19 protein-coding genes are annotated in these 15,645 nt (G+C 40.2%); 4 read left to right on the forward strand and 15 right to left on the reverse strand.

Annotation, left to right across the window (positions count from 1 at the left end; translation table 11 throughout):
* Positions 1–72: 72 nt before the first annotated feature.
* The 4 genes from D3P12_RS00720 to D3P12_RS00735 are packed head-to-tail and all read left to right on the forward strand — an operon-like array spanning position 73 to position 5,256.
* Entirely contained in the window at positions 73–1,614 is a 1,542-nt protein-coding gene (locus tag D3P12_RS00720; protein ID WP_118193188.1) for an acyl-CoA carboxylase subunit beta, read from the forward strand.
* Between the two features lie 15 nt (positions 1,615–1,629).
* Positions 1,630–2,739, forward strand: coding sequence for a M42 family metallopeptidase (locus tag D3P12_RS00725; RefSeq protein WP_118193189.1), 1,110 nt, complete (start codon positions 1,630–1,632; stop codon positions 2,737–2,739).
* Between the two features lie 40 nt (positions 2,740–2,779).
* Positions 2,780–4,309: a helicase HerA-like domain-containing protein gene (locus D3P12_RS00730; RefSeq protein WP_118193190.1), complete on the forward strand. Its 1,530-nt coding sequence runs from the start codon at positions 2,780–2,782 to the stop codon at positions 4,307–4,309.
* Positions 4,310–4,341: 32 nt separating this feature from the next.
* Complete coding sequence (locus D3P12_RS00735; RefSeq protein ID WP_118193191.1) at positions 4,342–5,256, forward strand: nucleotidyltransferase family protein; 915 nt, start codon at positions 4,342–4,344, stop codon at positions 5,254–5,256.
* A gap of 118 nt (positions 5,257–5,374) precedes the next feature.
* Here D3P12_RS00735 and dnaK read toward each other — a convergent pair whose 3' ends face one another.
* The 15 genes from dnaK to rplF form a co-directional block, all read right to left on the reverse strand.
* Positions 5,375–7,291, reverse strand: coding sequence for a molecular chaperone DnaK (gene dnaK, locus D3P12_RS00740; RefSeq protein WP_118193192.1), 1,917 nt, complete (start codon positions 7,289–7,291; stop codon positions 5,375–5,377).
* Positions 7,292–7,507: 216 nt separating this feature from the next.
* Positions 7,508–8,266 (reverse strand): 50S ribosomal protein L17, encoded by a 759-nt coding sequence (gene rplQ, locus D3P12_RS15705; RefSeq protein ID WP_118193193.1) that lies wholly within the window; start codon positions 8,264–8,266, stop codon positions 7,508–7,510.
* Positions 8,267–8,348: 82 nt separating this feature from the next.
* On the reverse strand, positions 8,349–9,341 hold the full coding sequence (locus tag D3P12_RS00750; RefSeq protein ID WP_118193194.1) for a DNA-directed RNA polymerase subunit alpha: 993 nt from the start codon (positions 9,339–9,341) through the stop codon (positions 8,349–8,351).
* A gap of 75 nt (positions 9,342–9,416) precedes the next feature.
* Positions 9,417–10,025 carry a 30S ribosomal protein S4 gene (rpsD, locus tag D3P12_RS00755; protein ID WP_118193195.1) on the reverse strand — a complete coding sequence of 203 codons (609 nt, stop codon included), beginning with the start codon at positions 10,023–10,025 and terminating at the stop codon, positions 9,417–9,419.
* A 66-nt stretch (positions 10,026–10,091) separates the two neighbouring features.
* Positions 10,092–10,481: a 30S ribosomal protein S11 gene (rpsK, locus tag D3P12_RS00760; protein ID WP_118193196.1), complete on the reverse strand. Its 390-nt coding sequence runs from the start codon at positions 10,479–10,481 to the stop codon at positions 10,092–10,094.
* A gap of 19 nt (positions 10,482–10,500) precedes the next feature.
* Positions 10,501–10,878 (reverse strand): 30S ribosomal protein S13, encoded by a 378-nt coding sequence (gene rpsM, locus D3P12_RS00765; RefSeq protein ID WP_118193197.1) that lies wholly within the window; start codon positions 10,876–10,878, stop codon positions 10,501–10,503.
* Positions 10,879–10,895: 17 nt separating this feature from the next.
* Positions 10,896–11,012 (reverse strand): 50S ribosomal protein L36, encoded by a 117-nt coding sequence (gene rpmJ, locus D3P12_RS00770; protein WP_082855993.1) that lies wholly within the window; start codon positions 11,010–11,012, stop codon positions 10,896–10,898.
* Positions 11,013–11,063: 51 nt separating this feature from the next.
* The gene (gene infA, locus D3P12_RS00775) at positions 11,064–11,282 is read right to left on the reverse strand and encodes a translation initiation factor IF-1 (RefSeq protein WP_118193198.1); all 219 of its coding nucleotides are present in this window, start codon (positions 11,280–11,282) and stop codon (positions 11,064–11,066) included.
* Between the two features lie 78 nt (positions 11,283–11,360).
* On the reverse strand, positions 11,361–12,146 hold the full coding sequence (gene map / locus D3P12_RS00780; RefSeq protein ID WP_118193199.1) for a type I methionyl aminopeptidase: 786 nt from the start codon (positions 12,144–12,146) through the stop codon (positions 11,361–11,363).
* 2 nt (positions 12,147–12,148) lie between these two features.
* The gene (gene secY / locus D3P12_RS00785) at positions 12,149–13,483 is read right to left on the reverse strand and encodes a preprotein translocase subunit SecY (RefSeq protein ID WP_118193200.1); all 1,335 of its coding nucleotides are present in this window, start codon (positions 13,481–13,483) and stop codon (positions 12,149–12,151) included.
* A gap of 3 nt (positions 13,484–13,486) precedes the next feature.
* Complete coding sequence (gene rplO / locus D3P12_RS00790; RefSeq protein WP_118193201.1) at positions 13,487–13,933, reverse strand: 50S ribosomal protein L15; 447 nt, start codon at positions 13,931–13,933, stop codon at positions 13,487–13,489.
* A gap of 81 nt (positions 13,934–14,014) precedes the next feature.
* A complete protein-coding gene (rpmD, locus tag D3P12_RS00795; RefSeq protein ID WP_118193202.1) occupies positions 14,015–14,194 on the reverse strand; it encodes a 50S ribosomal protein L30 in 180 nt (59 codons plus the stop codon).
* Positions 14,195–14,198: 4 nt separating this feature from the next.
* Complete coding sequence (gene rpsE, locus D3P12_RS00800; protein WP_118193203.1) at positions 14,199–14,717, reverse strand: 30S ribosomal protein S5; 519 nt, start codon at positions 14,715–14,717, stop codon at positions 14,199–14,201.
* A gap of 10 nt (positions 14,718–14,727) precedes the next feature.
* Positions 14,728–15,081 carry a 50S ribosomal protein L18 gene (rplR, locus tag D3P12_RS00805; protein ID WP_118193204.1) on the reverse strand — a complete coding sequence of 118 codons (354 nt, stop codon included), beginning with the start codon at positions 15,079–15,081 and terminating at the stop codon, positions 14,728–14,730.
* 5 nt (positions 15,082–15,086) lie between these two features.
* Positions 15,087–15,644 carry a 50S ribosomal protein L6 gene (gene rplF, locus D3P12_RS00810; protein WP_118193205.1) on the reverse strand — a complete coding sequence of 186 codons (558 nt, stop codon included), beginning with the start codon at positions 15,642–15,644 and terminating at the stop codon, positions 15,087–15,089.
* Position 15,645 lies beyond the last annotated feature (1 nt).

Raw genomic sequence — 15,645 nt, forward strand, 5'->3', positions numbered from 1 at the left:
GGAGAAAGGAACATTTTTATTACCTTTATTGAGGGATTATAGCTAAATTACTCCTAACCAAACCACTTAAAATTGAAAGATAAAATTCAACTCCTGAAAGATAAAAAAGCACAAGCACTGATGGGTGGTGGAAGCGCCCGTATTGAGAGTCAACATAAAAAAGGGAAGCTTACCGCGCGTGAACGTTTGCAGCTATTGCTTGATGAGGGTTCTTTTCAGGAAATTGGCATGTTCGTTACGCACCGAAGTACGGATTTCGGGCTGGAGAACGAAAAATATTCTGGAGATGGTGTGGTGACAGGCTATGGAACGATCGATGGAAGGATGGTGTATGTCTTTTCTCAAGATTTTACCGTTTTTGGTGGTTCCCTTTCGGAGACCTATGCGGAAAAGATCTGTAAGATAATGGATCTGGCACTCCAAAATGGAGCACCGATCATCGGACTAAACGACTCGGGGGGCGCACGCATTCAGGAAGGGGTTGTCTCTTTAGGTGGCTACGCGGATATTTTCTATAGAAATACATTGGCTTCAGGTGTTGTTCCGCAGATTTCTGCTATTATGGGGCCGAGCGCAGGCGGGGCAGTCTATTCGCCCGCGATTACTGATTTTACCCTGATGGTCAAAAATACTTCTTACATGTTCGTTACGGGGCCGAACGTTGTAAAGACTGTAACTCATGAATCGGTAACCGCAGAAGAGTTGGGAGGAGCAGAAACGCATGCTTCTAAGTCGGGAGTAACGCATTTTGCTTGCAATAGTGAGGTGGAAGCTATCGAACGAATCAAACAACTGTTAAGCTATATGCCGCAGAATTGTGAAGATACGGCACCTCATTTAGATTATCAGATAAAGAACGAGTACCGAGAGAGGCTGAACTCTTTAATCCCTGAAAATGCATCCCAACCTTATGATATGCGATTGGTGATCGCGGAATTAACGGATGCGGAATCATTTTTGGAAGTACATGAAGATTTCGCCGAAAATATTGTTGTTGGTTTTGCACGACTGGCAGGTAGAAGCATCGGAATTGTCGCCAACCAACCAGCGTCTTTGGCTGGTGTTCTTGATATTGATGCCTCAGTAAAAGGAGCACGCTTTGTCCGGTTTTGCGATGCCTTCAATATCCCCTTACTGGTATTGGAAGATGTGCCCGGTTTTTTGCCTGGAACGGATCAAGAGTGGAATGGTATCATCACGCATGGTGCGAAGCTTTTATTCGCGTTTAGTGAGGCGACTGTGCCTAGAATTACTGTGATTACGAGGAAAGCCTACGGAGGGGCTTATTGCGTCATGAATAGCAAACATATTGGCGCCGATGTAAACTATGCCTGGCCTTCGGCGGAAATTGCTGTGATGGGCGCAAAGGGTGCTGCAGAAATTATCTTTAAAAGGCAAATATCATCGGCAGAGGATCCGGAGAAAAGATGGTTAGAGAAGGAGAAAGAATATTCTGATAAGTTTGCGAATCCTTACCGGGCGGCTGAAAGAGGTTTTATTGATGAGGTAATCGAACCGGCTGAGACTCGTGAAAAGCTTATATTTGCTTTCAGAATGCTTGAAAATAAAGCGGTGAAATTACCAAAGAAGAAACACGGGAATATTCCCTTATAATTTTAATTGTATAAAATGAGTAAAAAGAAAGAACAGACGAAGAAAATAGTGAATGAAAAATCATTAAGCTTTTTAGAAAATTATTTAAATAATCCGTCTCCAACGGGTTTCGAGTGGGATGGGCAGCGACTATGGCTGGATTATCTAAATGAATATGTTGATGACAGCTTTACTGACACGTATGGTTCAGCAGTGGGGGTGATTAATCCGGAAGCGCCTTATAAGGTGGTATTGGAAGCACATGCTGATGAAATTTCTTGGTTTGTGAACTATATTAATAAAGATGGGTTAATTTATGTAATTCGGAATGGGGGTTCGGATCATCAAATAGCACCTTCAAAACGGGTAAATATCCATACGGATCAGGGAATCCGAAAGGCGGTATTTGGCTGGCCGGCAATTCACACACGGAGTGGAAAAGAGAAAGAGGATAATCCGACGCAAAAGAATATTTTTCTGGATTGTGGTTGTACATCGAAAGAGGAAGTGGAGGCGCTGGGTATCCACGTAGGATCTGTGATTACTTATGAGGATGAGTTTATGGTGCTGAATGACCGGTATTATGTTGGTCGTGCGCTGGATAACCGAATTGGTGGTGTTATGATCGCTGAAGTAGCTAGATTATTGAAGGAAAATAAGAAAACACTACCGTTTGGCTTATATATTGTTAACTCAGTGCAAGAGGAAATTGGGTTGAAAGGTGCGGAAATGATTGCTGAACGGATTCAGCCGGATGTAGCTATTGTGACAGATGTGACGCATGATACACAAACACCGATGATCGAGAAAAATGTGCAGGGAGACCTGTCTTGTGGGAAGGGGCCTGTTGTCTCATACGCGCCCGCGGTACAGATTAACCTGAACCGGTTGATCGTGGAAACAGCTCAGAAGAAAAATATTCCGTTTCAGCGCCAAGCTTCGTCCAGAACAACTGGAACGGACACCGATGCTTTTGCTTACTCAAATCAGGGTGTTGCTTCTGCATTAATTTCCTTGCCTTTGCGTTATATGCATACGACGGTGGAAATGGCACATATCGAAGATGTGGATAACGCCATCCGATTGCTCTATGAAACTGTTCTTGCACTGGAAGCAGATAAAGATTATCGGTCTTTTGCAAAATAGTATCACCGCAGATGTTGTAACTCATGAAATGATGTAGCTCATGGAAAACAAAACTCAATTTATAGAAAAGATCAAAGAATCTTATAACCCAAAAGGTGAGTTCATCTATTTGGGTTCGGGTATTCTGGATGAGCAGATCATTGCACCGGCGCAGGTCAATCTGGCACTGAAAATGATGAACAGGCATGGCTTGATTGCGGGAGCAACAGGTACTGGGAAAACGCGCACGTTGCAGCTGATCGCAGAGCAGCTGTCAGATGCAGGTGTACCTGTTTTTATGCTTGATGTAAAAGGGGATCTGTCGGGTCTGGCTGAAGCCGGAGAAAGCAACCCGGCTTTAGTTGAGCGTGGGGAAATCCTTGAACGACCTTTTGTTCCCCAAGGTTTTCCGGTCGAATTATTTTCATTGACTGGTAAAAAGGGGATTCCGCTTCGAATAAAAATAAGCGATTTTGGCCCGGTCATGCTAGCACGGGTCCTGGCCCTGAGTGAGACGCAAACTGGTGTATTGACTGCTATTTTTAAATATGCAGACGATCACCAAATCGGCCTGATTAATTTTGATGATTTAAAGGCTTTATTAAACTTTCTGTCACAAGGTCCTGGAGCAAAGGAGATCGAAAATGACTACGGCAAAATCAGTAGCAGCACATCGGGAACGATATTGAGAAAGATCGTTTCTATTGAACAACAGGGGCTTTCCGAAATCTTTGGCGAACCAGCTTTTGAAATCAATGATCTTTTCCAGAAGATTGACGGAAAGGGTGTCATCAGTCTACTGAACATTTCTGATGTGCAGAACCAACCTATTCTTTTTTCTACGTTCTTGTTGAGTTTGCTTAATCAGCTCTTTAAAAATTTACCGGAGGTAGGCGACCCTGATAAGCCAAAGCTGATTTTCTTTTTTGACGAAGCACATCTCCTTTTTAAAGATGCATCAAAAGTGTTCTTGTCTCGGGTAGACCAAATTATCAGACTTATCAGATCAAAGGGAGTGGGGGTCTTCTTCTGCACACAAGCGCCTACAGATGTTCCTGAAAGTGTTTTGGGTCAGCTAGGAAACAGGGTTCAGCATGCGCTACGGGCATTTACTCCAAACGACGCGGAAAACTTAAGGAAAACGGTCAAAACTTATCCTAAATCTGACTTTTATGAGATCGATCAGGTGTTAACGAAGTTGGGAACGGGTCAGGCTCTAATTACCGTACTGAATGACAAAGGAATACCAACCGAAGTTGTTGCTACACACCTTATTCCACCAAGGGCGGTTATGGGTCCGCTAGGCACTACCGCCTGTGAGAAAATCATTTCATCTTCTGATCTATATCCAAAATATCGCACTGCAATTGACAGTTACAGTGCCGCGGAGGTAATCGAAGAAAGAAGAAAAGAACTGGAAAATGAAGCAGCCAGTGCTGAGGTTAAGAATTCAAGTAAAAAGCGCAGCAGCAACCGACAAACACCAGCAGAAGCTGCAAAAAAAACATTGATACGGACCTTGGCTGCTGGAGCAGGAAAAATCATATTAACGGGTCTGATGAGCTTTTTGAAAGGCAGGAAGAAACGATAAACTAAACACACGAAATCAATAATTATTTTAAAATGAAAAAACCAACTCTTTTAATCTTGGCCGCCGGAATGGCAAGTCGTTATGGTAGTATGAAACAAATAGACGCGTTTGGGCCCAATGGGGAAACAATCATTGACTACTCTATTTACGATGCCATACGTGCAGGATTCGGCAAAGTAACATTTATTATAAAAAAAGAATTTGAAGATAACTTCAAATCTATTTACGACCCAAAGCTGAAAGGAAAAATCGAGACTGAATATGTTTTTCAGGATTTTGATCTTACAAAATATGGCATAGACCGCGAGGTAGAACGTGCAAAACCATGGGGAACTGCACATGCTGTTTTATCTGCTAAAGACACGATCAACGAACCGTTTTGCGTTATCAATGCAGACGATTTTTACGGCTATGACTCGTTCAAAAAAATGGCAGACTTCTTAATCAATGAAGCGACAGATAGCAAATTTGCTTTAATGGGATTCCAAATTGACAAAACATTATCTGAGCATGGGTCGGTGTCGAGAGGGGTCTGCAAAGTGGACGAAAACGGTAACATGACTGAGATTATCGAACGTACAAAGGTATATTTTAAGGAAATAGATGGTGAGAGAAAGATCGTATTCGAAGAAGATGGGGAAGAAACGATTCTACCGTCTGACGCTCGGGTGTCCATGAATTTTTGGGGATTCACTCCTGCCGTATTTGACATATCTATTGAGCTATTCAAAGATTTTGTTGAGAATAACCACACCAATCCGAAATCAGAATTCTTTATTCCATTGGTTGCTGATCACTTAATACAAAACGGTAGGGCAACATTCAAAATTATACCAACTGCAGAGAAATGGTTCGGTGTGACTTATAAAGAGGATAAACCGATAGTTCAGAAAAACATATCGGAGTTGATCAAAAATGGTACATATCCTGATCGATTGTGGTCATAAATTATTTCAAAAAGCGGTCTGTGGAAAAAATAGTATCCGCAATAAAAAAAGCTCCGAAAGTTGATAACTTTCGGAGCTTTTTTTATTGTTTGACTAATCTCTACTTTAATCAGTAGGACTATTTTTTATCGTCTTCATCTTTTACTTCTTCAAAATCCACGTCAGTGACATCATCTGCTGACTGTTGATCACCGGCTGCCGAAGCTTGTCCTTCTGCAGCATCTGGTCCCTGTCCTTGGTTGTACATATCACCAGCAGCTGCGTTCCATGCGTTTTGCAAAGTCTCTTGAGCTGACTCCATAGCTGCAAAATCACGCGCTGAATGTGCCTCTTTCAGTTTGGTAAGACCCTCTTCGATCGTAGCTTTTTTATCATCTGGAATTTTTTCGCCATACTCTTTCAACTGCTTCTCAGTAGAGAAAATAAGCGCATCAGCTGCATTCACCTTATCGGCTTCTTCCTTTGCTTTACGGTCTTGATCTGCATTGGCCTCCGCTTCTTCCTTCATCTTCTTAATTTCTTCATCACTTAATCCTGAAGATGCTTCGATTCGGATCTTCTGCTCTTTGCCAGTGGCTTTATCTTTAGCAGAAACATTCAATATACCATTCGCATCGATATCAAACGTTACTTCAATTTGTGGTACGCCACGCGGAGCAGGCGGTATCCCGTCTAAATGGAAACGTCCGATGGTGCGGTTTTGGCTGGCCATTGGTCGCTCTCCCTGCAAAATATGAATCTCTACCGATGGTTGATTATCTGATGCAGTTGAGAAGGTCTCCGACTTCTTACTTGGAATAGTGGTATTAGCTTCAATTAACTTGGTCATTACCCCACCCATTGTTTCAATACCTAATGAAAGTGGCGTCACATCGAGTAATAACACATCCTTCACTTCCCCCGTCAAAACTCCTCCTTGAATCGCGGCACCGAGAGCAACAACCTCATCCGGATTTACTCCCTTAGAAGGCTCTTTCCCAAAAAAGTCTTTAACCGCTTCTTGAATCGCAGGGATACGGGTCGATCCTCCAACTAAAATAATCTCATCGATTTCTGATTTATCCAAACCTGCATTCTTTAAAGCCGAACGGCACGGATCAATTGTACGCTTGATTAAACTGTCCGCTAATTGTTCAAACTTCGCACGGGTCAAGCTTCTGACTAAATGTTTTGGCCCGGTCTGGTCAGCGGTAATATACGGCAAATTGATTTCTGTAGTAGACGTACTAGAAAGCTCCACTTTAGCTTTCTCAGCGGCTTCTTTTAGACGTTGAAGAGCCATTGCATCCTTTGACAAGTCAAATCCACTATTTTCACTTTTGAATTCCTGAACTAACCAATCGATTATCACCTGGTCAAAATCGTCACCACCTAAATGCACATCTCCATCCGTTGATTTCACCTCGAAGACTCCATCACCTAGCTCAAGAATTGAAACGTCGTGTGTACCACCCCCACAATCAAAAACAGCAATTTTCATATCGCGATCCGCCTTATCTAACCCATAGGCTAATGCTGCAGCGGTCGGCTCATTAATAATTCTTTTAACTGTCAACCCAGCTATCTCGCCTGCCTCTTTAGTGGCCTGTCGTTGCGAATCATTAAAATAAGCAGGCACAGTAATTACGGCCTCTGACACCTCTTGACCTAAGAAATCTTCTGCGGTTTTTTTCATTTTCTGCAAAATCATCGCAGAAATTTCTTGCGGAGTATATTTTCTATCGTCTATTACTACTCGTGGTGTGTTGTTATCTCCTTTTACTACTTCATATGGTACACGTGAGGCCTCTTGGGAAACCTCCTCAAATGTTTCACCTATGAACCTTTTTATTGAAGATATAGTCTTTGTCGGATTTGTTATAGCTTGACGTTTAGCTGGATCCCCAACCTTTCTTTCTCCATTTTCAACAAATGCCACAATAGAAGGCGTAGTACGTTTTCCCTCGTTGTTAGAGATTACAACTGGTTCATTACCCTCCATTACAGCGACACAGGAATTAGTCGTTCCTAAGTCGATTCCAATAATTTTTGACATATTTTTAATTTTTTGAGTTTAATTAGATATTACTTGTTATGACTCATCAAACCTTATACCAAGGAAACTATCCAATTAATTTTAGGTATCGGAAGTGACAAAATGACACCCTGAAAATATTTAAATTATACATTCGGTCTTACAATAACACGGAACAAAAAAAGAGGCTGCCTACGTTAAGTAGTCCAGCCTCTTTATAATATCATATGAAGTAATTTAAGCCTCTTCCCGACCGCCTTTTAAATCGTCTTGAAGCTTCTCAAGCTCTTCAAACTTTCCTTCGCTAGCAAGTTTCGCCTGCTCTGGCCAAGTATCAGGAGTAGCAGTATTAAACTGATCTCCGGCTTCAGTTAAGATCTCTTTCAATTGTTCAGAAGTTTTACCTGACAGGTCTTTGAATGTAGAGACCCCAGCTTTTACAAAAACCTCGGCGATCTTCGGACCAACTCCCTCGATCTTAGTCAAATCATCAGATACACTTTCAGTCTCTGACTTAACTACTACTTCTTTGTCATCTCCCGACTTCTCATTAGCAGTCGTACTCTTTTTTCTACCACTGCCACGACGTCTCGTCGACTTCCTCTCAGTCTTACCAGAATCTGTCGTATTGTAAACTTCGTTATAATCAACCAACTCGATAATTGCCATTTCCGCATTATCGCCGATACGATTCGCTAGCTTAATGATCCGAGTATATCCACCGGGACGATTCGCAACCTTTTCAGAAATTTCACGAAAGAGAATGGTTACAGCTTCCTTATCTTTCAAATAAGAAAAAACTGTTCGGCGAGAATGAGTTGAGTCTGTTTTTGATTTCGTAATCAACGGTTCGACAAAAGTACGTAGAGCTTTTGCTTTCGCTAATGTAGTAGTAATTCGCTTATGCCTAACAAGCGATGTAGCCATATTAGATAGCATTGCTTTACGATGGCTGTCAGTACGACCTAAGTGATTAATTTTTTTTCCGTGTCTCATTTGTTTAAGTTTTTGTGCATACCGTCTCCATTGTGGAGGGAATTATGCAACAGGTCTTCAATTTATTTAATCGTCGACCTTATTATTCTTCATCTAATTTATACTTACTAAGATTCATCCCGAATGATAAACCTTTTGATTTCACAAGCTCTTGTATCTCAGTCAATGATTTCTTACCAAAGTTTCGGAATTTTAACATATCGGCAACATCATAGGAAATCAACTCCGCTAATGTACGAATGTCTGCAGCTTTTAGACAATTTAAAGCACGCACAGACAAGTCAAGATCAACAAGCTCGGTTTTAAGGACCTTGCGCATATGCAAGATTTCTTCATCAACTTCTTTAGTTTCTTCTTTAGTTTGAGATTCCAAAAGAATATTTTCATCCGAGAACAGCATGAAATGATGAATTAATATTTTAGCTGCCTCTTTCAAAGCATCTTCCGGATGAATAGACCCGTCCGTCGAAATATCTAACAGAAGTTTCTCATAATCCGTTTTTTGCTCAACCCGAAAGTTCTCTATAGTATACTTTACATTTATAATTGGCGTGAAAATTGAATCGATAGCAATGACCCCCAAAGCCGAGTCTGCTACTTTGTTTTCCTCCGCACTGACATATCCTCTACCTTTGCTTACGGTGATTTCAATCTCTAACGGAATATTGCTATCTAAATTACAAATAACCAAATCTGGGTTAAGAACTGTGAAGTTAGAAGAAAATTTAGTGATCTCTCCTGCTTTAAACTGATCTTGGCCATTTATAACAATGAATATTTTCTCAGTATCACCAATTTCTCCTGTTTTCTTAAAACGTACTTGCTTCAAATTAAGAATAATCTCAGTAACATCTTCTACGACACCTTTTATAGTCGAGAATTCATGAGAAACGCCTGAAAATCGAGTAGAAGTAATTGCATAACCCTCTAGAGAAGAGAGTAAAATACGACGCAAAGCATTACCAATGGTGACACCAAAACCCGGTTCTAACGGACGAAATTCAAACTGACCATCAAAATCAGTCGCTTTTTGCATAATAACTTTGTCCGGTTTCTGAAATGCTAAAATTGCCATTTATCTCAATTTAATATTATTGAATTTATATATTAACCCAAAGATCACAAGTTTTCATTATGATCTTTAGTTACATTACTTAGAGTATAACTCAACGATTAAGTTTTCCTTAATATTTTCGGGAATCTCATCACGATTTGGGTAGTTTAAGAATTTACCTTGTAATTCTTGTCCATCCCACTCTAACCAAGAAAATTTATTAATCTGCTTACCTGCGACCGAGTTTGTAATAGCCTCAAGAGATTTTGAACGTTCTCGTACCGATACAATATCACCAGGTCTAAGGCTAAAAGAAGGTATATTAACAATTTCTCCGTTAACGGCAATGTGTTTATGCCCTACCAATTGCCTTGCGGCTGCCCTTGTAGGTGCAATACCAAGACGATAAACTGTATTATCTAACCGTGCTTCTAATAATTTAAAAAGCTCTTCACCAGTAATACCTTCTTTAGCTGAGGCTTTTGAAAAAAGATTCGCAAACTGCCGCTCTAATATACCATAAGTATATTTAGCCTTTTGCTTTTCCATCAACTGAATAGCGTACTCAGACTGTTTACCACGACGTCGTCCATTTCCATGTTGACCTGGCGGGTAATTCTTTCTATCTAATACTTTATCAGGACCAAATATTGGTTCTCTGAATCTACGGGCAATTTTGGACTTAGGTCCGGTATATCTAGCCATGTTCTTGTTCTTTAAAGTATCTCTCCACCTATAGCAGAGGAATCTTAGCTTTAAAATAAAAATTAATTAAACTCTTCTTCTTTTTGGAGGACGACATCCGTTATGCGGTAGAGGAGTAATATCACGAATTGATGTTACCTCAATGCCAGCTGTCTGTAAAGTTCGAATAGCAGATTCGCGTCCTGAACCAGGTCCTTTAACAAATACATCAACCTTTCTCAAACCCAAATCATATGCAACCTTTGCACAGTCAGCAGCAGCCTGACCAGCTGCATACGGTGTATTCTTTTTGGAACCTCTAAAACCCATCTTGCCTGATGATGACCAAGAGATCGGCTGTCCTTGATTATTTGTTAAAGTGACAATAATGTTATTAAACGTCGCACTTATATGAGCTTGACCCACGGGTTCAACCACAACAAGACGTTTCTTTGTTACCTTTTTGTTTTTAGCCATTATTATATCTTGTCAATTATTATTTAGTAGCTTTTTTCTTATTAGCAACAGTCTTACGTCTTCCTTTACGCGTACGAGAGTTGTTTTTAGTACGTTGACCACGAACAGGCAGCCCCTTTCGGTGACGAAGACCACGATAACACCCTATATCCATCAATCTTTTAATATTCAGCTGAACCTCAGAGCGCAAAGCACCTTCAACCTTTATTTCGTCATTAATAAGCGTACGTATCGTCGCTAACTGATCGTCAGTCCATTCTTGAACCTTTACATCATAACTAATACCTGCTTCGCTCAAGATGCGCTGCGCTGTTGAACGGCCGATACCGTAAATGTAAGTAAGACCGATTTCTCCTCTTTTGTTTTTGGGTAAATCTATACCTGCTATCCTTGCCATATACTAAATTAATATTACTATCCCTGTCTTTGTTTAAACTTGGGATTCTTTTTATTGATTACATACAATTTGCCATTGCGACGAATAATCTTACAATCGACACTACGTTTTTTTATGGACGCTCTAACTTTCATCTTAAAGTGTTTTATTAAATCTATTTACTAGATTGCCTGTATTTATTTCTATTATTTGTATCTATACGTAATTCTACCTTTGGTTAAATCATATGGAGACATTTCTAATTTTACACGATCCCCCGGCAGAATTTTAATATAATGCATTCTCATTTTGCCAGAAATATGAGCAATTATCTCATGCCCATTCTCTAATTCAACTCGGAACATAGCATTAGACAGTGCTTCCCTAATTATTCCATCTTGTTCAATTGAGGCTTGTTTGGCCATACATCATTATCTAAATTATTATCTATATAACACCCGATACTAACAGGGTTGCAAAAATACAAATAAATTAATATATTATCAATGTTTTTTACTCAAAATATCTTCGATATATGAAAAAGTAGTCAGAATTTCAGGTCTTCCTTTGGAGATCGCTACCGTATGCTCGAAATGGGCGGAGGGCATGCCGTCGATTGTACTTACTGTCCAGCCATCATCCCAAAACTTAACACCAGCTTTCCTCAAATTAACCATTGGTTCTATCGCTACAACCATGCCCTCCACTAATTTAATACCATTTCCCCTTCTTCCATAATTGGGAATCTCTGGTTTCTCATGGAGATTTACTCCAACTCCATGACCTACTAGCTCTTTTACAATACCATAACCATACTTTTCTATATGATTCTGGATACTGTATGATATATCTCCTACACGTTTACCTACTACTGCCTGATCTATCCCGATATAAAGTGACTCTTTTGTAATTCTCAATAAAGATTCAACTTCTTCACTTATCTCACCAACGCCAAAGGTATAAGCAGAATCACTAACATACCCCTCTAATACGACCCCCCCGTCTACGGAAATAATATCACCTTCCTTTAAAACATACTCACCGGGAAACCCGTGAACCACTTGATCGTTAACCGAAATACATAAGGAATAAGGAAACCCGTTATAATTCAGAAAAGCGGGCTTAGCTCCATGATCATAAATAAATTCCCTCGCTATATCATCAAGTTTAATTGTACGTATCCCTGGCTGTATATTTTTCGCAAGCTCTCCTAATGTCTTCGATAACAAATCACAACTCTTACGAATTAATTCTATCTGCTCCTTAGATTTTAAGATAACCTTCGACATAATTAAATCGGAGAGTTTGCGGTACTAGTTGTTGACATTGAGGTACGACCTTTAACTCTACCCGTTTTCATTAAACCATCATAGTGGCGCATCAATAAATGACTTTCTATCTGCTGCAATGTATCAAGTACAACTCCGACCAAGATCAACAATGAGGTCCCACCATAAAAATGTGCAAACTGACTGTTAACTCCTAACTTCGATGCTATTGCAGGAAAGATCGCAATTATTGCTAAGAATATTGACCCAGGTAATGTAATTTTCGACAAAACGCCATCAATAAAGCCAGTCGTCGCTAAACCAGGTTTTACACCAGGAATAAAGCCTCCGTTTTTCTTCATATCTTCTGCCATCTGTTGGGGGTTAACCATAATTGCTGTATAGAAAAATGTAAACGCAATTATTAAAATCGCAAAGGTAATATTATAGGCAACAGAAGTGTAATCACTTAAAGAGGTAATAAGTGAGGACTGCATATCAGGAAAAAACTGTGGTAGAGTCATGGGTACGAACATAATTGCTTGTGCAAAGATAATCGGCATAACCCCTGAAGTATTAACTTTTAATGGAATGTACTGCCTCACACCACCATATTGCTTATTTCCAACAATCCTCTTAGCATATTGGACAGGAATTTTGCGTACACCTTGAACGATCAAAATCGTGAATACTACAACTGCAAATAAAGCGACCATCTCAACTATAAAAGGAATCGGCCCTCCGTTTCCACCCATTCTAGACGCCCACTCTTGAATTAATCCGCCCGGCAATTGTGCAATAATACCGACCATAATAATCAGCGAAATACCATTACCAATACCTTTATCCGTAATCTTCTCTCCTAACCACATCACAAACATCGTCCCCGACGTCAAGATAATCGTAGACAGAATCGTGAATAGAGGCTCAGACATCATAATTGCATCTGGACTGATTTGCGACCTTATATAAGCAACTGACTGTAGAAGCGTAATTACAAGTGTCAGATACCGCGTAATTTGGGTCATCTTCTTCGTACCGCTCTCGCCTTCCTTTTGTAATTTCTGAAAGTAAGGAACAGCTATACCCAACAACTGCACAACAATTGAAGCCGAAATGTACGGCATTACACCTAACGCGAAAATAGCAGATCGAGAAAAAGATCCTCCTGCGAACATATTCAACAGACCCAACAGCCCCTCTTTCGCTTCTTGATCAAGCGCAGCCGGATTGACGCCCGGCAATACGATATGCGACCCAATACGATAAATCAAAAGAAAAAGAAGCGTATTTAAAATACGCGTTCTTAAGTCTTCAATTTTCCAAATATTTGTTAACGTTGAAATCAGCTTCTTCATTTATTATAATTTAACGGCTGACCCTCCCGCTGATTCGATTGCTTTTTGAGCAGAAGCAGAAAAGGCGTGTGCTTTAACTTCTAATTTTGACGAAACACTTCCTCGACCTAATACCTTCACTAAATCATTTTTAGAAACCAGACCATGTTCTCTCAAAACGTCGAAATCAATCGTAACTAAATTGAATTTCTCAGCTAATGCCTGAATTATATCTAGATTGACTGCAGTATACTCAACTCGGTTGATATTCTTAAAGCCAAATTTCGGCACTCGGCGTTGTAATGGCATTTGTCCACCTTCAAACCCGATTTTCACACTATAGCCAGAACGAGATTGGGCACCTTTGTGTCCACGGGTAGACGTCCCTCCACGACCGGATCCTGTACCTCGTCCTACTCGTTTCTTTGTCTTTGTTGAACCTGCTGCAGGTTTCAAGTTACTTAAATTCATTGTAATAACTTCAATTATTATGCCTTCGCTTTCACTTTACAGGCATAAGATTAACATAAATTATAGAACTACTCTATAATACTATAAACTCTCTAGCGCAACAAGATGATTTACCTTCCTTATCATCCCAACAATCGATGGTGTCGCCTCAACTTCAACAGACTGATTAATTCTTTTCAAACCTAACGCCTGCATGGTTCTTTTCTGACGCTCGCTTCTATCGATCACGCTTTTAATCTGTGTAATTTTAATTTTCGCCATGGTGTTATCCGTTAAATACCTTACTCAATTCGACGCCGCGTTGCTGAGCCACGGTATATGCATCCCGCATCTTAACCAATGCATCAATCGTAGCTTTAACAACGTTATGAGGGTTTGAAGACCCAGTCGACTTAGCTAATACATCTGTAATTCCCGCACTTTCCAAAACGGCACGCATTGCACCTCCAGCGAGTACACCTGTACCATTAACAGCTGGCTTAATCAAAACTCGCCCACCTGAATATTTACCTTTTTGACTATGTGGTACTGTACCCCGAATAATGGGAACTCTAATCAAATTCTTCTTTGCATCATCGATACCTTTTGCAATTGCTTCAGTGACTTCTTTAGCTTTTCCCAAACCGTAACCAACAACACCGTTCTCGTCACCGACAATAACAATAGCAGAGAAACTGAATGTTCGTCCACCTTTAGTTACTTTGGCGACACGTTGAATACTTACTAAACGATCTTTTAACTCAATATCGCTTGATTTAACTCTTTTAATATTATTTGTTGACATCTCTTTAATTTTAAAATTTCAAGCCACCCTCACGAGCACCGTCTGCTAAAGACTTAACTCTACCGTGATACAAGTATCCGTTCCGGTCAAAAACGACGTTGTTAATTCCCGCCGCTAATGCCTTCTCTGCGATAACTTTACCGACAACTTTTGATTGTTCTACTTTATTGCCTGTTCCGTCGAAATCTTTAGATAAAGAGGATGCTGAAACAATAGTTCTACCACTGCTATCATCGATAACTTGTGCGTAGATTCCTTTATTACTTCTAAACACGGACAGACGAGGACGCTCTGTCGAGCCAGATAAGCGCTTTCTAATCCCTCTTTTGATTCGCTCTCTGCGAGATAGTTTTTTTCCTGCCATGATGATTATTTTTTAGCTGCAGATTTTCCTGCTTTTCTTCTTAATTCTTCACCAACAAACTTAATACCTTTACCCTTATAAGGTTCTGGAGCTCGGAGCTCTCTTATTTTAGCTGCTACTTGCCCTATAAGCTGTTTATCAATTGACTCCAAGGTGATTATTGGATTTTTACCTTTCTCAGTAACAGTCGTAACTTTCACCTCCTTCGGCAATACAAACACAATGTGATGGGAATAACCTAATACCAAATCAAGCGTATTACCTTGATTTGTAGCACGATAACCTACCCCTACTAATTCCTGTGTTGTTTTAAACCCTTCTGTAACTCCAATCACCATATTAGCAATTAGAGAACGATATAATCCATGGAGTGACTTATGTTGCTTCTGCTCAGTCGATCTTTTTACCAATAACTCTCCTTCTTCTTGTGAAACAGTTATAGCGGAATCGACTTGTTGACTCAATTCTCCTTTTGGCCCTTTAACTGTAACAAGATTTTTATCCGATACAGTGATTGTTACTCCACTTGGGATGGCTATTGGTGACTTACCTATTCTTGACATC

The sequence above is a fragment of the Pedobacter indicus genome (assembly GCF_003449035.1).
In the GTDB taxonomy this organism is placed as follows: domain Bacteria; phylum Bacteroidota; class Bacteroidia; order Sphingobacteriales; family Sphingobacteriaceae; genus Albibacterium; species Albibacterium indicum.